The sequence below is a fragment of the Streptomyces sp. NPDC030893 genome, assembly GCF_055571535.1.
The window spans coordinates 72,124-90,478 of record NZ_JBVIFC010000001.1 but is presented as its reverse complement, the minus strand read 5'-3'; the positions used below and the strand labels follow the sequence as shown (position 1 = coordinate 90,478).

Here is an 18,355-nt window from a genome sequence, read left to right as displayed (position 1 = left end):
CAAATCGTCAAACTGACGAAATGGGGGTAGCATTCCTGCCATGACCACAGCAGACCTTGGGCGTGGGCGACGGGTCGGCGTGCCCTCGACGGCGCTTTTCACGGACCAGTACGAGCTGACGATGCTGCAGGCGGCCCTGAAGGCCGGTACGGCCGGACGGCGCAGCGTGTTCGAGGTCTTCACCCGCCGGCTGCCGAACGGGCGCCGCTACGGCGTGGTGGCCGGAACCGGGCGGGTGCTGGACGCGGTGGAGAACTTCCGCTTCGACCCGGACGTGCTGGCCTTCCTGCGGGAGAAGGACATCGTCGACGGCGCGACCCTGGACTGGCTGGCGGGCTACCGCTTCTCCGGCGACATCTGGGGCTACCCCGAGGGGGAGGTGTACTTCCCGGGCTCGCCGATCCTGCGGGTCGAGGGCAGCTTCGCGGAGTGCGTGCTGCTGGAGACCGTGATCCTGTCGATCCTCAACCACGACTCGGCGATCGCGGCCGCGGCCTCCCGGATGTCGTCGGCGGCCGGCGACCGCCCGCTGATCGAGATGGGCGCCCGGCGCACCCACGAGCTGGCCGCGGTGGCCGCCTCCCGGGCCGCGTACGTCGGCGGCTTCTCCTCCACCTCCGACCTGGCGGCCGGCTTCCGCTACGACATCCCGACCGTGGGCACCTCCGCCCACGCCTTCACCCTGCTGCACGACAGCGAGCGGGACGCCTTCCGCGCCCAGGTGGACTCCCTCGGCGGCGGTACGACGCTGCTCGTGGACACCTACGACGTGGCCGAGGCGGTCCGTACGGCCGTCGAGATCGCCGGTCCCGAGCTGGGCGCCGTACGGATCGACTCCGGTGACCTGCTGCTGGTGGCGCACCGGGTGCGGCAGCAGCTGGACGAGCTGGGCGCCACCGGCACGAAGATCACCGTGACCTCGGACCTGGACGAGTACGCCATCGCCTCGCTGGCCGCGGCGCCGGTGGACGCGTACGGGGTGGGGACGCAGCTGGTGACCGGCTCGGGGCACCCGACCGCCTCCATGGTCTACAAGCTGGTCGCCCGCGCCGAGTCCACCGACCCGGGGGCCCCGCTGGTGCCGGTGGCGAAGAAGTCCAGCGGCGGCAAGACCTCCGTCGGCGGCCGCAAGTGGGCGGCCCGGCGGCTGGACGAGCACGGCGTCGCCGAGGCCGAGGTGATCGGCACCGGTGAGGTGCCCGAGGAGCTGGCCGGGCGGCAGCTGCTGGTGCCGCTGGTCGAGGGCGGCGAGGTGCTGGTCCGCGAGCCGCTGGACGTGGTCCGGGACCGGCACGCGGCGGCGCGGGCGGGGCTGCCGCTGTCCGCGACGCAGCTGTCGCGGGGGGAACCGGTGCTTCCGACGGAGTACGTGCACGGGCCCTCGGGTAGCTAACAGCGGTGCCTGTCCCCGCGGCCCTGTTCCTGTCCCTGTTCTCGTCGACCTCAATTCAATAGGCTCGGAGGTTCACCCGGCCGGGCCCGTCCCTTACCCGACCCCCCTCATCGAAGGACACCGCCATGCGCCGCGCACTGATCGTCGTCGACGTGCAGAACGACTTCTGCGAGGGCGGCAGCCTCGCCGTGACCGGTGGAGCGGATGTGGCCGCCGCCATCACCGAACTGATCGGCCAGGCCGCCCCGGCCGGCGGCTACCAGCACGTCGTCGCCACCCGTGACCACCACATCGCCCCCGGCGGGCACTTCGCCGACCACCCCGACTACGTACGGTCCTGGCCCGCCCACTGTGTCGCCGGGACCGAGGGGGTCGGGTTCCACCCGAACTTCGCTCCCGCGGTGACGTCCGGGGCGGTCGACGCGGTGTTCGACAAGGGGGCGTACTCGGCCGCCTACAGCGGGTTCGAGGGGGCGGACGAGAACGGGACGCCGCTGGCGGAGTGGTTGCGGGAGCGGGGGGTCGAGGAGGTGGACGTGGTGGGGATCGCCACGGATCACTGCGTGCGGGCCACTGCGCTGGATGCGGTGAAGGAGGGGTTTCGGGGGCGGGTGCTGCTGGGGCTGACGGCGGGGGTGGCCCGGGAGACGACGGAGCGGGCGGTGGAGGAGCTGCGGGGGGCGGGGGTGGAGCTGTCGGGGGTGCCGGTGGTGCGGTGACCGCGGGTGGGGTGCACGGGCGGGGTTTCAGCTGGCCGCGCTGAGCGGGTGCCTCCCCCAGAGGGGGTACCCCCAGCGCCCACCCGTGCCGCCCCAGCGGCACGACTGCCCGCAGCTGGGGCGTGGGTGCCGTCAGGCTGGGGCTGGGGGGCGTCTTGGTAGGGCCTTGATGGGGTGCCAGAGTTCTACCGTCAGGGGGTTGGGGTCGGGGGTGGTGCGCCATATGAGGCCGTCGGGGTGGTGGAGGACGGCGGTGATCTCGTCGGGCGTGGGCGGGGCCGTGTTGCCCCGCAGGTAGATCGCTCGCAGGCCCAGGTTGCGGAGCCTGGTCAGGGCTCGGGCGCGGTTGCGGGCGTGGACGAGGACGCGGACTCCGGCCGGGGCGTCGGCGGCGGGGCTGGGCAGGTTCAGTGCCACCACCACCGTGCCGTTCGGCAGCTTGCAGAAACCTCCTGCGGCCATGTGGTCACACCCCCGTGTCAGCCGGTGTCAATAAGAGCGTCACAGGAGGCACCTAAACACGGATCGGCGGCGACCCGCCAGGGGGTCACCGCCGATCACGCTCTGACCTGCGAGGATGCTGTTTACCTGCCGGCAGGCCCGACCTCGAGCTCGATCGTCGAGCCGTTCTTGGCCTCCTTCAGGATCTTGATCTTCGTGTTGGTGTCAGTGACCTTGACGCCGCCGCCCGGGTTCTCGGCGTCGTAGTAGGTGTTGGTGCGGTCGTTGAAGACCGACACACCCTTCGACCCCGGGATCCACTTGGCCACGTCCGCCTTGTGCAGGGTCATGCCCTCGGTGCGGAACTTGCTGAAGGTGGCGTCGTAGGTCTGGATGCGGTTGCGCATCACCGTGCCGTCGGCCCACTTCAGGGCGGTCGGGTGCGAGTCGACCGGGAGGATCAGACCGGTGCCCGGGTGCTGGCTGGTGTTGTTGTCCGCCTGGGAGGTGTCCCACTTCCAGATCAGCAGGCCGTTCTGGTAGGCGAAGTGCTCGACCCAGTCCGGGCGGGAGGTGAAGCCGAAGTTGTACGGGCCGACCTTCAGGGTCTTGTCGTACGACACGTACTGGCGGTTCTCGGCGATGTAGTACTGCTCGTAGTCCTTGGTGAAGGACGCGCCCTTGCGGGTGAAGCCGTTCGCCGTCCAGGCGGCGTCCGCGCTCTCGGCGTTGTCGGAGAAGACCGGGGTGCCGTCCGCCGTCACCGTGATCGAGTCGGCCGTGAAGCCCTTCTGGGCCACGCCGCCGTCGGTCTGGTAGCGGAAGCGCAGGTCGATCTTCTGGCCGGCGTACGCGTCGAGGGAGTACGCGAGCTTCTTGTAGCCGTCGAGCGTGCCGTGCAGGGCGGGCTTGTCGCTGCCGTCGCGCGGCACCGGCCGGCCGTCGACCGTGCCGTCGACGGCGGTCCAGTTGGCGCCGCCGTCGGTGGACACCTCGGTGTAGAGGTAGTCGTAGTTGGCCTCGATGTCGTACCAGCCGTCGAAGGTGAGCTCGGCGGAGGTCTTGCCGGTCAGGTCGACCGAACGCGTCAGCGTGTTCTTGAGGTTGTCACCGCTGCCGCTCCACCACTGGGTCTGACCCTCGGCGGGCGGGATGATCTCGGTGGTGACGGCCTTCTTCGGCAGCTCGACGACGAGCGCCTGCTTGTGCTTGGTGTTGTACTCGGCGACACCGAGCTTGTGCCAGGAGTTGACGCCGGCCTTGGCGGTGTCGTAGTTCAGCCAGCCGAGCTGGAGCTTGTCCCAGGCGGTCATGTCGCCGGGCAGGTCGCCGATCTCCTTCTTCCCGGTGCCGAGCCAGGAACCGGAGGACATCAGCGTCCAGAAGCCGGTGGAGTTCTCGCCGCCGGCGGTGTCGTAGAGGTCCGGCAGACCGAGGTCGTGGCCGTACTCGTGGGCGAAGACGCCGAGTCCGCCGTTCTCCGGCTGGATGGTGTAGTCGCCGACCCAGACACCGGTGGAGCCGATCTGCGCGCCGCCGAGCTTGTTCTGCTCGGGGCCGGTGGCGCCGGCGTCGGTGCCGAAGGCGTACCAGCGGTGGGCCCAGATCGCGTCCTCGCCCTGGGCGCCGCCGCCGGCGGACTCGTCCTCACCGGCGTGCACGATCTGGAAGTGGTCGATGTAGCCGTCGGGCTCGTTGAAGTCGCCGTCGCCGTCGAAGTCGTAGCGGTCCCACTCGTCGAAGCGGGCGACGTCCGCCTTGATCTGCGCGTCGGTGCGGCCCGCCTCCTTCTGCTGGGCGACATAAGCGTTCAGACCGTCGCTGACGACGTTCCACACGCTCGGGCAGTTGCTGTCGCCGCAGGCGTTGTTGCCGTAACGGGCCTCGTTGTAGGGGACCTTGACCCAGTCGGAGACCTCGCCCTCGACCGAGTAGCGGCCGGAGGACTGCTTCTCGTAGTACGTCTTGACCGAGTCGACGCCCTTGCCGGAACCGAAGTACAGGTCCTCGAAGTGCTGCTGGTCGTAGTCCTCCTGCCAGGCCGTGGAGTTGTCCACCTTGCGGTCCGGCTTGGCTATCTGGTTGTGCAGCGGGCCCGGGGTGCCGCCGTAGCGGCTGTCGATCTGGTCGCCGAACTCGACGAGGATCGTGAAGATCTTGTCGGTCTTCTCGCGGCCGAGTTCGACGTACTTGGCGTCGCCCTTCTTGCTCTTGAGCTGGACGACCTTCGAACCGTCACGGTTCTTGACCGAGGCTTTACCGGATATGACCTGGTTGAGGGCTTCCTCGCGCTGGGCCGCCTGCGTCTTGGAGAGCGGTCCATCGAGGTCGTGCTCGACGTGGTTGTGCTCGCCCGGGTCGTGTCGTTCCACGGCACCGGGACGGTCGGCCTGGTCAGCCGTGTCGGCCTGGGCCACGGTGAACGCAGAGCAGGTGGCGGTGACCGCCGCGAGCGCCACGCCTGTCGCGGCCGCTCTGAACGTCCAGGGTCTACTGGTCACTTGAGATCCCCTCCCGCGTGCGTACGCGCAGTGGAAGGAGGTTCCGTTGGTGGAAGATCCCGCGCGCACGTGATCAACGCGTGTAGTCAAGTGACGACATTTGACTAGAGGTTCGGCAGAAAAAACAGACCTTGACTTGAACAGTTCAACTGCACTATGCGGAGCGGCGGTTCGCTTTTCGGACGCTTTCCGGACGCCTCCGAGCGAATCCGAACGGGCGCGTACAACCGTCCACGTGATGGACGCCATGACTCCGTGCGCCCCCTGTGCACCGGCCCCGTCGGTCGGGTCACGCTTACCGTTCTTTCCGCTCGGGCACCCTCGCGGTTAGAGTCGCTTGGCGCAACGCCCTTGAACCGGCGGAAAGCCAGGCCGACAGCCCCCGACTCCCGAGGACACGATGGCCATGCCCCGTCCTACCGTGGCTCAGTTCGCTTACGGCTCGTGCACCGTGATCTTCTCCACCTTCGCCATGCTGCTGCTGTCCCAGGCGAGTTCGGGCGTGGGCGTCGCACTGATCGCCGTGTCGTCACTCGCCCTGGGGCTGCTGGTCGCCATGACCGCTCCGCTCCCGGTGCCCCGGCGCGCCGCCGCCGCGGCGGCGCCACGGCCCGCGGCCCCGGAGCCGGTACGGGCCACCGTCCCCGCCCCGGTGCGCGCACCCGTACGGGACTCGGTGCGCGAGCCGGTCCGGTAGGAGACCCCCGTCCCGGCCGGCTCGTGTCCGTACGGCGGTGTCAGCCGGTGCTGACCACCACGGTCCTGGCCGCCTTGTCGTGCAGACCCTGCTTGTAGGGCCGGTCGAAGTAGCTCCAGCCGCCCGAGATCACGGTCCAGACGCAGGCGCAGCAGAACGCGAACGGCAGCCACAGCACCGCGGCCCGGATCAGCGCGGTCTGCACGGACGGGTTGGAGCCGTCGGAGAGGTCGGCCACCCTCATGTGCAGCAGCCTCTTGCCCAGGGTCTGGCCGGTGCGGGCGGTCAGCACGGTGTCGTAGGCGATGTAGAGCACGGCGGCGACGACGGACTGCACGAAGCCGTTGCCGACGTTGACGTCGTTGCCGTCGATGTCGTACTCGTTGACGCCGAACGGCCAGGTGAGCAGCACGACCACGATGCCGACGAGGATCATGTCGATGATGCGGGCGAGGGTGCGCCGGGCGCTGTCGGCGAGCGGGGGCATGCCGGCGAGGGGGTCGGAGGGGCCGGGAGTGCCGCCGTAGGGGCCGCCGCCGCCGAACGGGCCGCCGCCGGACGGGCCGCCGCCGCCGTAGGGGTCGCCTCCGGAGGGACCGCCCCCGTACGGGCCGCCCGTGCCGGAGCCCGGGCCGGGAGTGCCGTAGGGGGAGCCGGATCCCGGGGTGTCACCGGGGCCGCCGGGCGGGGGTTGCTTCTTGAACGGGTCGTCGTCCGGTGGCTGCCGACCGGATCCGGGGGGCGGTTCGGTGGTCATGCACCCGAGTCGACCGCGAACCCTGCGGCCCCGCATCCGGCGAGCCGCCGTCCGGAGTAGCGGCCGTGACGGGCGCCGCCCGGTCGACCGGCCGGCCGACCGGACGGCGGCTCAGCCGGCGACGAAGGTGTGCGCGGCCTTGTCGTGCCAGCACTGCCGCCAGGGCTTGTCGAACAGGCACCACAGGACGCCGACGACACCGACGACGAGCAGCCCGGGGACGCTGTAGACCAGCCAGCGGCGCAGGGCCGCGCCGAAGCCCGGGGCCTCGTGGCCCTCGATGTCCCGTACGTCCAGCCCCAGCAGCTTCTTGCCCAGGGTGCGGCCCCACTTGACGGTGGGCAGCACCTCGTAGAGGACGCCGGTGAGGAGCAGGACGGCGAGGACGATACCGAGGTGGACCGAGGTGGTGCCGTCGAGCAACCAGACCGTGACGGTCTCGCCGGACAGCTTGGCCGCCTCGATCTTCGCGTCGATGTGGTCCATGGCCTTGATGCCGAGCGGCACACCGGCCGCGGCGGTCACGGCGCCGAGGACGAGCGTGTCCAGCAGCCGGGCGGCCAGCCGCTTGCCGAGCGCCGCGGGACGGGCCGCGGCCTGACGGCGGGCGGCGGCCTGGAACGGGTCGTCGACCGGCGGCCTCCACGGCGCGACCGGCGCCTCCTCGGCGCCGGCGAGCCGGTGCACCTGCTGCGCCCAGGAGGACTGGCCGCCACCGGGTCCGCTCGTCAGGGGTGCCGCCCCGGGCGCGGCGGCGGAGGCGGCGGGTACTGCGGGAGAGGCGGGGGCGGCGGACTGGGCCGGGGCGGCGGACTGCGGGGGGACGGCCGGGGCGGTCGCCTGCTGCGGTCCGGACGGTGCCGGGGCGGCGGTGGCGGCGGCGCGGGCCGCGGCGGCCTTCCCGGCGCCGAAGCCGGGGCGTCCGGAGGCGGCGCCCTCCTTCCGGCTCCGCTCCCCCGCGCGCGGGGGGACGGCGCGGAAGGTCATCGTGCCCTCGTCCTCGGCACCGGCGTCGACCGCCGGCTGTGCGTTCGCCTCGGGGCCGCGGAACACGAAGGCGCCGCCGGGCGGGGCCCCGTGAGGGGTCTCCGCGGCCGGGGCCTCCGGCGCGGACGGCCCGGAGGGCGCGGCCGGTGCGGCCGGTGCGTTCGTGTGCGGTACGCGTGGGTCGGTGGTGCCCCAGGAGACCTTGCGGTCCTGGTCGCCGCCGAAGCCGGACTGGTGGGAGCGGTCGGCACCCCAGGCCGAGGCGGGTTCGGGCCGGCTGCCGTGCTGCGCCTCGGCCGGCGACGGGGACGGCGACGAAGGAGAGGGGGACGGAGACGGGGAGGGCGAGGACGCGGAGGGTGCCGGGGACGGGAACGGCTGTGCCGGCTCCTCCACCGGGTCCTCGTCGAAGAAGTGCGGTCCGGTCTCCTCCACGGAGGGCCGCGCCGGACCCGCGCCGGGCGGCGCCGCGAGCGACTCGCCGTCCTTGGGCGCCGGACGGCTGGTGCCCGGCACCCAGGAGGCGCCGTTCCAGTACCGGACATATCCCGGAATGGACGGGTCCGGGTAGTACCCTTCGCGGGGCCTGTCGTCACCGGGGGCCGGGGTTGGGGCACTCATTCCGTCGTCCCGTATCTGCTCGATGGGGTGGGTCGGGGGGAACCACATCTATCAGACGGGCGAGGAACTGACCGCCCCTCCGGCCGGACCCCACCCTTTTCGGGCACCTTCGTGGTCAGAAGAGCTTGCCCGGGTTCAGAATGTCGAGCGGATCGAACACCTTCTTGACGGCTCGCTGCATCTCCAGTCCGACGGGGCCGAGTTCGCGCGCCAGCCACTCCTTCTTGAGCACGCCCACGCCGTGTTCGCCGGTGATGGTGCCGCCCAGTTCCAGGCCGAGCGCCATGATCTCGTCGAAGGACTCCCGGGCCCGCCGCGACTCCTCCGGGTCGGTGGTGTCGAAGCAGACCGTCGGATGGGTGTTGCCGTCGCCCGCGTGCGCGACGACGCCGATGGTCAGCCGGTACTTCTCGGAGATCCGCTCGACACCGTCGATGAGCTCACCGAGCCTGGAGCGGGGCACGCACACGTCGTCGATCATCGTGGTGCCCGTGACCGCTTCGAGGGCGACCAGGGACATCCGCCGTGCCTGGAGCAGCAGTTCGGACTCGGCGGCGTCCTCGGCCGGGACGACCCGGGTGGCTCCGGCGGCCTCGCACAGCGCGCCGACGGCGCCGAGGTCGGCGGCGGGGTCGGTGGTGTCGAAGGCGGCCAGCAGCAGCGCCTCGGTGGACTCCGGCAGGCCCATGCGGGTCATGTCGTTGACGGCCTTGACCGTCGTACGGTCCATGAGTTCGAGGAGTGAGGGGACATGGCCCCCGGCCATGATCCGGCACACCGCGTCGCAGGCGGCGGCGCCGGAGGCGAACTCGGCGGCCAGCACCAGCTGCCCCGGGGGTTTGGGCCTGAGGGCGAGGACCGCGCGGACGACGATGCCGAGGGAGCCCTCGGAGCCGACGAACAGCCGGGTCAGGTCGTATCCGGCGACGCCCTTGGCGGTGCGGCGGCCGGTGGACATCAGGCGGCCGTCGGCGAGGACGACGTCCAGGCCGAGGACGTACTCGGCCGTCACGCCGTACTTCACGCAGCACAGCCCGCCCGACGCGGTGCCGATGTTGCCGCCGATGGTGCAGGACTCCCAGCTGGAGGGGTCCGGCGGGTAGGAGAGGCCGTGTTCGCCGACGGCGCGGGAGAGCGCGGCGTTGACGACGCCGGGTTCCACGACGGCGATCCGGTCGACGGGGCTGATCTCCAGGATGCGGTCCATCCGGGTCAGGGAGAGCACGATGCAGCCGTCGGTGGCGTTGGCGGCGCCGGACAGTCCGGTGCGGGCGCCCTGCGGGACGACCGGGACGCGCAGCTCGGTGGCGGTGCGCATGACGTGCTGGACCTGTTCCACCGTGCGCGGCAGGACGACCACGGCGGGGCTGCCGGCCGGGCAGAAGCTCGCCATGTCGTGGGCGTAGGAGGCCGTGACGTCGGGGTCGGTGAGGACGGCGTCCGCGGGCAGGCCGCCGAGCAGCCGGCCGACGAGAGGGCCGGCCGTCACCGTGTCTTCATCGCGTCGCGCTTCGATACGGCTCATGATCACAGCGTGACACCGGGGGCCATCGGTGTGAACCCCGCGTACGGCAGCCGCGTCACTTCGGAGTGTGATCATCGTACGTACATGGGGTGTGACGCACAGTGTGCGCCATGGACGACAAGCCACGTGAGCCCCGCCGGCTGCCGCGCCGCCGGGCGCTCGTCGCCTCGGTCGCCGGGTGCGCGGTGCTGGGCGGGGTGCTGGTGCTGCTGCCGTGGGGCGGGGAAGCACCGCCCGCGCCGACTCCCGAGGCGCGGGCGCTGGCCGCGGTGGGCAGCGGGGTGCCGGCCGCGCTGCCGGATCTGGAGGCGCTGGTCGAGGAGCGGGAGCGGCGCGTCGAGCGGCGCCCCGGGGACGCCGCGGCGTGGGCGGTGCTCGGCGCGGCACGGGTGGAGCAGGGGCTGCGGCGGGCCGACCCGGCGTACTGGCCCCGGGCCGAGAAGGCGCTGCGCACCTCGCTGAAGGTACGGCCGAAGGACAACGCCCCGGCGCTGCGGGGGCTCGCGGCGCTGGCGAACGCCCGGCGGGACTTCGCGGGGGCGCGCGAGTGGGGCGAGGCGGCGCGGAAACTGGAGCCGGAGCGGTGGACGACGTACCCGCTGCTCATCGAGGCGTCGGCGGGGCTCGGGGACGACGAGGAGACGGGGAAGCTGCTGGAGCGGCTGAAGGAGCTGCGCTCCGGTCCCGCGGTGATGGCGCGGGCGGCGGCGGTGTACCGGGACCGGGGCTGGCGGGAGGACGCGGCGGCGAAGCTGGCGGACGCGGCGTCGGCCGCCGGGGAGCCGGCCGAGCGGGCGGCGTACCTGGAGCGGGCCGGACAGCTCGCCTGGGAGCGCGGCGACCGGGAGGACGCGCTGCGGCACTTCCGGGAGGCGGTGCGGATCGACCCCGACCAGCGGGCCGCGCAGGCCGGGCAGGGCAGGGCGCTGGCGTCACTCGGGCGGATGACGGAGGCGCTGAGCGCGTACCGGATGGCGCTGGCGAAGCAGCCCCGGCCGGAGTACGCGCTGGAACTGGGCGAGCTGTACGAGTCGCTGGGGCTGAAGCAGGCGGCGGACGTGCAGTACGGGGTGGTGCGGGAGCGGGCGCGGGTGGCCGCGGCGCACGGGGGCGACGAGTCGCTGGTGCTGGGGCGGTTCGAGGCTGATCACGGGGAGGCGTCCGACGCCGTGCGGCGGCTGCGCAGGGAGTGGGAGCGGCGGCCGTCGACGGAGGTGGCGGACGCGCTGGGGTGGGCGCTGCACCGGGCGGGGGAGCACGAGGAGGCACTGCCGTTCGCGGTGCGGGCGACGGAGGGGACGGAGGGGGGTGGGGTGCGCAGTGCGCTGTACGTGTTCCACCGGGGGATGATCGAGCGGTCGCTGGAGCGGTACGGGGCGGCGCGGCGGCATCTGCGGGAAGCGCTGCAGATCAATCCGTGGTTCTCCCCACTGCGCGTGCCCCGGGCCAAGTCGGCCCTGACCCACCTGGGCGAACCGTCCGCCCAAGCGGGCCCGGAGACCCACTAGCCGCAGGCAGCCGCGGGGCTGCGCGCCCCGCGCCCTCCGCTCTCCGCAGGCAACCGCGCTGAGCTGCACACCCCGCGCACCCCGCTCTCCGCTCTCCGCTCTCCGCGGGCAGTCGTGCCGCAGGGCGGCACGGGTGGGCGCGACGGCACCCCGCCCGCGCCGGGCTGCGCAGTCACCCCCCGGCCGACAACAGCACCGTTGCGCTGCTCGGCCGGGGGTGAGTTGCTCTACCGGCGTTCGCCGGGTGCCGCTGCGCCCACCCGTGCCGCCCCAGCGGCACGACTGCCCGCAGCTGCGGCAGGAGCGGCCGCGGCAGCCCCCAGCGGGACGGGGCGGGAGCCCGCAGCTGCGGCGGGAGCGGGAGCCCGCGGCTGCGGCGGGGGCGGTCGCGGCGGGGCGGGGCGGGAGTCTGGAGGGGGTTACAGGTTGCCGCGTTTTTCCTGTTCGCGTTCGATCGCTTCGAACAGCGCCTTGAAGTTGCCCTTGCCGAACCCCATCGAGCCATGCCGTTCGATGAGTTCGAAGAAGACCGTCGGACGGTCCTGGACCGGCTTGGTGAAGATCTGGAGGAGGTAGCCGTCCTCGTCCCGGTCCACCAGGATCTTCAGCTCGCGCAGCGTCTCCACCGGCACCCGCGTCTCCCCCGCCCACTCGCCGAGGGTGTCGTAGTACGAGTCCGGCGTGTCCAGGAACCGCACGCCCGACGCGCGCATCTGGCGCACCGTCTGCACGATGTCGTTCGTGTTCAGCGCGATGTGCTGGACGCCCGCACCGCCGTAGAACTCCAGGTACTCGTCGATCTGGGACTTCTTCTTGGCGATGGCCGGCTCGTTGATCGGGAACTTGACCTTGAGCGTGCCGTCGGCCACCACCTTCGACATCAGCGCGCTGTACTCGGTGGCGATGTCGTCGCCCACGAACTCCTTCATGTTCGTGAAGCCCATGACCTTGTTGTAGAACTCGACCCACTCGTTCATCCGGCCGAGTTCGACGTTGCCGACGCAGTGGTCGATGGCCTGGAAGGTGCGCTGCGCCGGCGGCTCCACGATCGGGTCGGCGGCGACGTAGCCGGGCAGGTAGGGCCCGTCGTAGCCGGAGCGCTCGACCAGCGTGTGGCGGGTCTTGCCGTACGTGGCGATCGCGGCCAGCACGACGGTGCCGTGCTCGTCCTTCACCTCGTACGGCTCCGCGACGGAGCGCGCGCCGTGCTCGACGGCGTAGGCGTACGCGGCGCGCGCGTCCGGCACCTCGATCGCGAGGTCGACGACGCCGTCGCCGTGCGCGGCCACGTGGTCGGCGAGGAAGGCGCCCCACTCGGTGGACTGCTTGATCACCGAGGTGAACACGAAGCGGGCCGAGCCGCTCTCGAGGACGTAGGCGGCGGTCTCGCGGCTGCCGTTCTCCGGTCCGGAGTAGGCGACCAGCTTCATGCCGAAGGCGGTGGAGTAGTAGTGCGCCGCCTGCTTGGCGTTGCCCACGGCGAAGACGACCGCGTCCATTCCCTTGACCGGGAAGGGGTCGGCCTGCCGTGCGGTCGCTTCGGGAGTGTGGTGTGTGGTCTGCGTCATACGTGCAGGGTGGGCCAGCCCTGCAAGGTGCGCAATAGTTTGCCTGTCCACTGGGCAATGTGTTCAGCCGTACGCCCGTCTCTGCGGGCTTTCTGTACAGGATGACCACCGGGGAGGCCGGTATGGCGATCGATCATCTGGACGGGCGGATCATCCTGCTGCTGGCGCGGGAGCCGCGCATCGGGGTGCTGGAGATGTCCCGGCGGCTGGGCGTGGCGCGCGGGACCGCGCAGGCCCGGCTCGACCGGCTTCAGTCGAACGGAGTCATCCGCGGATTCGGCCCGGAGGTGGATCCGGCGGCCCTCGGCTATCCGGTCACGGCGTTCGCCACGCTGCAGATCCGGCAGGGTCAAGGAGCCGACGTACGGGCCCACTTGGCGGGTGTGCCGGAGGTGCTGGAGCTGCACACCACGACGGGTACCGGGGACATGATGTGCCGGCTGGTGGCGCGTTCCAACGCCGATCTTCAGCGGGTGATCGACCGGGTCGTCGGTTTTGATGGCATTGTCCGGGCCTCCACGGCGATCGTCATGGAGAACCCCGTTCCGCTGCGGATCATCCCGCTGGTGGAGCAGGCCGCGCTCGGCGAGTGACCCGACCTGGGCGAGCTGGGGAGAGCAGGGGTGAACTTCTGGGAGTACCTGGGGAGCCGGCATCAGCAACTGCTCGTCGACGCCTACCAGCACGCCAGTGTCGTCTTCCAGTGCATGGTGGTGGCGACCCTGCTCGGTGTGCTGATCGGGGTGGTCACCTACCGCAGCGAGTGGGCGGGCAACCTCGCCACGACCGCCACCGCCACCCTGCTGACCATTCCCGCGCTGGCCATGATCGGTCTGCTGATCCCCGTCGTGGGGCTCGGGGTGCCGCCGACGGTGATCGCGCTGACGCTGTACGGGCTGCTGCCGATCGTGCGGAACGCGATCGTGGGCCTGCGCGGGGTCGATCCGTCGCTGGTGGACGCGGCCAAGGGGATCGGCATGTCGCGTGCGGCGCGGCTGGCGCGGGTGGAGCTGCCGCTGGCGTGGCCGCCGATCCTGACCGGGATCCGGGTCTCCACGCAGATGCTGATGGGCATCGCCGCCATCGCCGCGTACGCCTCCGGTCCGGGCCTCGGCAACCTGATCTTCCGCGGGATCGCCTCCCTGGGCAGCTCGAACGCGCTGAACCAGGTGCTCGCCGGCACCCTCGGGATCATCGTCCTCGCCCTGTTGTTCGACGCGGTGTACGTGCTGATCGGGCGGCTGACCATTCCGAGGGGGATCCGTGCCCAGTTCCGCGGCTGATTCCCTGCCCGGCCCGGACACGTCCGGGGCGGAGTCCCGGTCGGTGGGGGCGACGATCGAGCTGGAGGGGCTGACCAAGCGGTACCCGGGCAGTGCGCTGCCGGCCGTCGACAGCGTCACCATGGAGTTCAACGAGGGCGAGACGGTGATCCTCGTCGGCCCGTCGGGCTGCGGGAAGTCCACCCTCCTGAAGATGATCAACCGGCTGATCGAGCCGACGTCCGGCCGGATCCGTATCGGCGGCGAGGAAGTCACCCACATGGACCCGGTGCGGCTGCGCCGGAAGATCGGGTACGCGATCCAGGCGAGCGGGCTGTTCCCGCACATGACGGTGGCGCAGAACATCGCCCTGGTGCCGAGGATGCTGCGCTGGCCGGCGGCCCGGGTGCGGGCGCGGGTGGAGGAGATGCTGGACCTGGTCGGTCTGGATCCGGGCGAGTTCCACGACCGCTATCCGCGTCAGCTCTCCGGCGGCCAGCAGCAGCGGGTGGGCGTGGCGCGGGCGCTGGCGGCGGATCCGCCGGTGCTGCTGATGGACGAGCCGTTCGGCGCGGTGGACCCGATCACCCGGGACCACCTCCAGGACGAGCTGATCCGGCTCCAGCGGGAGCTGCACAAGACGATCGTCTTCGTCACCCACGACTTCGACGAGGCGATCAAGATCGGCGACCGGATCGCGGTGCTGCGCGAACGCTCCCACATCGCCCAGTTCGACACCCCGGAGGCGATCCTCACCAACCCCGCCGACGACTTCGTGTCCGGTTTCGTCGGCGCGGGGGCGGCGCTGAAGCGGCTCAACCTGACCCGGGTGCGGGACGTGGGGGTCACCGACTATCCGACGGTGGGCGTCGACGACCCGCTCCAGGAGATCTTCAACAAGCTGCGCTCCAGCGGCACCAACGAGGTGCTGGTGCTCGACAAGCGGGGCCGCCCCTACAAGTGGCTGCGGCGCGGCGACATGATGCGCGCCAAGGGCTCGCTGGCCCGCGCGGGCGCGCTGGTGCACGACACGGTCACCCGGGACGCGACCCTGCGGGACGCGCTGGAGGCGGTCCTCACCGACAACACCGGCCGGGTTCCCGTCACCGGCCGGCGTGGGGCGTACGAGGGTGTCGTGGACGTGGAGACGCTGATGAACTCCGTGCACGAACTGCTGGAGGCGGACCGGCTGGAGGCGCGGGAGGCGCAGGCCGACCTGCGGGAGCACCGGGCCTCGCAGACGCACGCCGAGCAGGAGGGCTCCGGCGGGGAGGCGAAGGCGTGAGGACCTCTTCCGGACGGCGGCCCGAGGGCGAGCACGAGGTGAGGGGGCGGGCGTTCCGGGACGAGGGCGGCGGCTCGTCCGACGACGACACCGGGGACGCTCCCCCGCGCACGGCCGCGCGGCGCCCTCGGGTGACCTGGCGGAAGCTGACGTTCCTGCCGGTGGTGCTGATCGCCGTGCTGCTCGCGACCTGGCTGTGGTTCGAGCAGGCGGAGCTCGACGCGCTCACCCGGAACGCGCTGTCGGACGGGCAGGTGTCCAAGGCCCTGTGGCAGCACATCGAACTCACCGCGATCTCCACGTTCTTCGTGCTGATCATCGCGATCCCGCTGGGCATCCTGCTGACCCGCCCGATGTTCCGCAGGGCCACCCCGGCGGCGATGGCGTTCGCCAACATGGGCCAGGCCACCCCGGCGATCGGACTGCTGGCGCTGCTGGTGATCTGGCTGGGCATCGGCCGCAGGGCCGCGCTGATCGGCATCATCGCGTACGCGGTGCTGCCGGTGCTGTCCAACACGATCGCCGGCCTGAAGGCCAACGACCCGACCCTGCTGGAGGCGGCGCGCGGCATCGGCATGTCCCCGCTGGGCGTGCTCACGCGGGTGGAGCTGCCGCTGGCCGTTCCGCTCATCCTCGCGGGGGTGCGGACGGCGCTCGTGCTGAACGTCGGCACGGCGACGCTGGCGACATTCGGCGGTGGCGGGGGGCTGGGCGTGCTGATCACCACCGGGATCACCAGTCAGCGGATGCCGGTGCTGATGGTGGGCTCCATCCTCACCGTCGCGCTCGCGCTGCTGGTGGACTGGCTGGCCTCGCTGGCCGAACTGCTGCTGCGGCCGCGGGGTCTGGAGGCGGGCCCATGAGGCGTGGACACGGACGCGTACCCGTACGTGGCCGCCTGGTGCTGGCCGGGGTGCTGCTGGCGGCGGCCTCGGGATGCGGTCTGACCAGCGGATCCCCCATGGTCGACGACGTGGAGCCGGGCACGATCGGGCAGGGCAGGCCACTGGAGGGCGCGGAACTCACCGTCACCTCCAAGGAGTTCACCGAGCAGCTGATCCTCGGCGCGATCATGGGCATCGCCTTCCAGGCGGCCGGCGCGGAGGTCGTCGACCGGACCGGCATCCAGGGGTCGGTGGGCTCCCGGGAGGCGGTCGTCAGGGGGGAGGCGGACGCCGGGTTCGAGTACACGGGCACGGCGTGGATCACGTACCAGGGCAACAGCGAGCCGATCCCCGACCCGCGCGAGCAGTGGCTGGCGGTGAAGGACGCGGACGTGAAGAACGGGGTGACCTGGCTGGAGCCGACGGAGCTGAACAACACCTACGCGCTCGCCATGAACCAGGCGAACTACGAGCGGTACCGCACACGGACCCTGTCCGAGGTGGCCGAGCTGGCGAAGTCCGACCCCGGGGCGGTGACGCTGTGCGTGGAGGGCGAGTTCGCCAACCGCGCCGACGGGCTGCCGGGCATGGAGAAGACGTACGGCATGAACATCCCGGCGGGCAACGTCACGCAGATGGACACCGGGATCATCTACACCCAGACGGCCGACGGTGCCTGCACCTACGGCGAGGTCTTCACCACCGACGGGCGCATCAAGTCCATGAACCTGGTGGTGATGGAGGACGACAAGAAGTTCTTCCCCAACTACAACGCGGCGCCGACGGTCAACTCCGGCACGTTCGAGGAGTGGCCGGCCATCGCGGAGGTGCTCGCGCCCGTCACGGAGAGACTGGACAACACCGTGGCGCAGACGCTGAACGCGAAGGTGGACGTCGACGGGGAGGATCCGCACCAGGTGGCGCTGGACTGGATGGTGCGGGAAGGCTTCGTCAAGGAGAACTGAGATCTGAGAGCTGGAAGCTAGCAGGCGGGGACCTTGCCGGTGCCCTTCTCCAGGGCGACCAGGGCGTCGACGGTGCCCTTGAGGGTGGTGACGGGGATCAGGCGCAGGCCGTCGGGGAGTTCGGCCTGCGCGTCGGCGCACTCGGCCTTCGGGACCAGGAAGACGGTGGCGCCGTCGCGCTTGGCCGCCTGCGTCTTCAGGGGGACGCCGCCGACCGGGCCGACGGTGCCGTCCGCGTCGATGGTGCCGGTACCGGCGATGATCCGGCCGCCGGTGAGGTCGCCGTTCAGCTTGGCGACGATGCCGAGGGAGAACAGCAGGCCGGCGCTCGGGCCGCCGACGTCGGCGAGCCGCAGCCGGACGTCGATGTCCTCGTCCTCGCGGCCCAGGTAGTTCAGCGCGGCCCGGGTCGCCTCGTCCTGGGACTCCTCCATCTGCTTCCGGTTGTACTGCTCGATCTCCTCGACGTCGCCGCCGCTGGGGTAGACCGAGTCGCGGGGCATGACCGCCTCGTCGGTGCTGAACCAGCCGTCGATCACCTCCGGGAGCCCTACGCGGGTGTCCGGGGAGGTCGCCTCGATGGTCGTCATCCGCAGCTGCCCGCTGGTCTCCCGCACGGGTGCGCCGGAGATCGTGATGACCTGCTCCCCCTTGTTCTCACCGAGCACGTTCGCCGTCAAGCCGGGCTGCGCGACGGAGAAGGGCAGCGGCGCGAGGGCGGCGGTGGCGATCAGCGCGACGAGGGGGGCTGCGCAGGCGGCGAGCATCTGGGGACGCGTGAGGCGAGAGAGCACGCGCCCAATCTAACGCGCCACCGCCACAGCCATTCGCGCCGACCGCCACCGCGGGCACTCGTGCAGGGCTGCGCAACACGCCCCTGCCCTCCGCGGGCAGTCACGCCGAGCGCCGGCCCCCGCTCTCCGCTCTCCGCTCTCCGCTCTCCGCTCTCCGCGGGCAGTCGTGCAGCAGGGCGGCACGGGTGGGCGCGACAGCACCCCGCCCCCGCCCTCCGCAGGCAACGCGGGGCTGCGCACCCCGCTCTCCGCGGGCAATCGTGCCGCAGGGCGGCACGGGTGGGCGCGACAGCACCCCGCCCCCGCCCTCCGCAGGCAGCGCGGGGCTGCGCACCCCGCTCTCCGCGGGCAGTCGTGCCGCAGGGCGGCACGGGTGGGCGCGACAGCACCCCGCCCCCGCCCTCCGCAGGCAGCGCGGGGCTGCGCACCCCGCTCTCCGCGGGCAGTC

General features: G+C 71.8%; 16 protein-coding genes. 9 read left to right on the top strand and 7 right to left on the bottom strand.

Annotation, left to right across the window (positions count from 1 at the left end):
• Nucleotides 1-40 precede the first annotated feature (40 nt).
• Nucleotides 41-1,393, top strand: coding sequence for a nicotinate phosphoribosyltransferase (locus ACZ434_RS00365; protein WP_468450200.1), 1,353 nt, complete (start codon nt 41-43; stop codon nt 1,391-1,393).
• A gap of 125 nt (nt 1,394-1,518) precedes the next feature.
• Nucleotides 1,519-2,112 carry a nicotinamidase gene (locus ACZ434_RS00360; RefSeq protein WP_468450198.1) on the top strand — a complete coding sequence of 198 codons (594 nt, stop codon included), beginning with the start codon at nt 1,519-1,521 and terminating at the stop codon, nt 2,110-2,112.
• A 132-nt stretch (nt 2,113-2,244) separates the two neighbouring features.
• Here ACZ434_RS00360 and ACZ434_RS00355 read toward each other — a convergent pair whose 3' ends face one another.
• Both ACZ434_RS00355 and ACZ434_RS00350 read right to left on the bottom strand, forming a co-directional pair.
• Entirely contained in the window at nt 2,245-2,574 is a 330-nt protein-coding gene (locus ACZ434_RS00355) for a hypothetical protein (RefSeq protein WP_468450196.1), read from the bottom strand.
• 122 nt (nt 2,575-2,696) lie between these two features.
• Nucleotides 2,697-5,054 carry an immune inhibitor A domain-containing protein gene (locus ACZ434_RS00350; RefSeq protein ID WP_468450194.1) on the bottom strand — a complete coding sequence of 786 codons (2,358 nt, stop codon included), beginning with the start codon at nt 5,052-5,054 and terminating at the stop codon, nt 2,697-2,699.
• A gap of 400 nt (nt 5,055-5,454) precedes the next feature.
• Between ACZ434_RS00350 and ACZ434_RS00345 the strand changes: the two genes are divergently transcribed.
• Nucleotides 5,455-5,751, top strand: a complete 297-nt coding sequence (locus ACZ434_RS00345) for a hypothetical protein (protein ID WP_468450192.1) — start codon at nt 5,455-5,457, stop codon at nt 5,749-5,751.
• A 40-nt stretch (nt 5,752-5,791) separates the two neighbouring features.
• Here ACZ434_RS00345 and ACZ434_RS00340 read toward each other — a convergent pair whose 3' ends face one another.
• The 3 genes from ACZ434_RS00340 to ACZ434_RS00330 all read right to left on the bottom strand — a co-directional run bounded on the left by ACZ434_RS00340 (nt 5,792) and on the right by ACZ434_RS00330 (nt 9,647).
• On the bottom strand, nt 5,792-6,508 hold the full coding sequence (locus tag ACZ434_RS00340) for an RDD family protein (RefSeq protein ID WP_468450190.1): 717 nt from the start codon (nt 6,506-6,508) through the stop codon (nt 5,792-5,794).
• A gap of 111 nt (nt 6,509-6,619) precedes the next feature.
• The gene (locus ACZ434_RS00335) at nt 6,620-8,116 is read right to left on the bottom strand and encodes an RDD family protein (protein ID WP_468450188.1); all 1,497 of its coding nucleotides are present in this window, start codon (nt 8,114-8,116) and stop codon (nt 6,620-6,622) included.
• A gap of 115 nt (nt 8,117-8,231) precedes the next feature.
• On the bottom strand, nt 8,232-9,647 hold the full coding sequence (locus ACZ434_RS00330; protein ID WP_468450186.1) for an FAD-binding oxidoreductase: 1,416 nt from the start codon (nt 9,645-9,647) through the stop codon (nt 8,232-8,234).
• A 104-nt stretch (nt 9,648-9,751) separates the two neighbouring features.
• On the opposite strand from ACZ434_RS00330, the gene ACZ434_RS00325 reads away from it, so the two are divergent.
• Complete coding sequence (locus ACZ434_RS00325; RefSeq protein WP_468450184.1) at nt 9,752-11,149, top strand: tetratricopeptide repeat protein; 1,398 nt, start codon at nt 9,752-9,754, stop codon at nt 11,147-11,149.
• A 419-nt stretch (nt 11,150-11,568) separates the two neighbouring features.
• On the opposite strand, the gene hppD is transcribed toward ACZ434_RS00325, so the two are convergent.
• Nucleotides 11,569-12,717, bottom strand: coding sequence for a 4-hydroxyphenylpyruvate dioxygenase (gene hppD / locus ACZ434_RS00320; RefSeq protein ID WP_468450182.1), 1,149 nt, complete (start codon nt 12,715-12,717; stop codon nt 11,569-11,571).
• A 122-nt stretch (nt 12,718-12,839) separates the two neighbouring features.
• Between hppD and ACZ434_RS00315 the strand changes: the two genes are divergently transcribed.
• Genes ACZ434_RS00315 through ACZ434_RS00295 form a run of 5 tightly spaced genes read left to right on the top strand, consistent with a single transcriptional unit; the run spans nt 12,840 to nt 17,113 of the window.
• A complete protein-coding gene (locus ACZ434_RS00315) occupies nt 12,840-13,310 on the top strand; it encodes an Lrp/AsnC family transcriptional regulator (RefSeq protein ID WP_190094992.1) in 471 nt (156 codons plus the stop codon).
• A 30-nt stretch (nt 13,311-13,340) separates the two neighbouring features.
• Nucleotides 13,341-14,000, top strand: coding sequence for an ABC transporter permease (locus ACZ434_RS00310; RefSeq protein ID WP_468450179.1), 660 nt, complete (start codon nt 13,341-13,343; stop codon nt 13,998-14,000).
• Nucleotides 14,001-14,004: 4 nt separating this feature from the next.
• The gene (locus ACZ434_RS00305; protein ID WP_468451744.1) at nt 14,005-15,264 is read left to right on the top strand and encodes a betaine/proline/choline family ABC transporter ATP-binding protein; all 1,260 of its coding nucleotides are present in this window, start codon (nt 14,005-14,007) and stop codon (nt 15,262-15,264) included.
• Nucleotides 15,261-16,127 (top strand): ABC transporter permease, encoded by an 867-nt coding sequence (locus ACZ434_RS00300; RefSeq protein ID WP_468450177.1) that lies wholly within the window; start codon nt 15,261-15,263, stop codon nt 16,125-16,127. The genes ACZ434_RS00305 and ACZ434_RS00300 overlap by 4 nt, the downstream gene beginning before the upstream one ends.
• Entirely contained in the window at nt 16,124-17,113 is a 990-nt protein-coding gene (locus tag ACZ434_RS00295) for a glycine betaine ABC transporter substrate-binding protein (RefSeq protein WP_468450175.1), read from the top strand. Before ACZ434_RS00300 ends, ACZ434_RS00295 begins: the two co-directional genes overlap by 4 nt.
• Nucleotides 17,114-17,130: 17 nt before the next feature.
• On the opposite strand, the gene ACZ434_RS00290 is transcribed toward ACZ434_RS00295, so the two are convergent.
• Complete coding sequence (locus tag ACZ434_RS00290) at nt 17,131-17,907, bottom strand: S16 family serine protease (RefSeq protein ID WP_468450173.1); 777 nt, start codon at nt 17,905-17,907, stop codon at nt 17,131-17,133.
• Nucleotides 17,908-18,355: the final 448 nt, after the last annotated feature.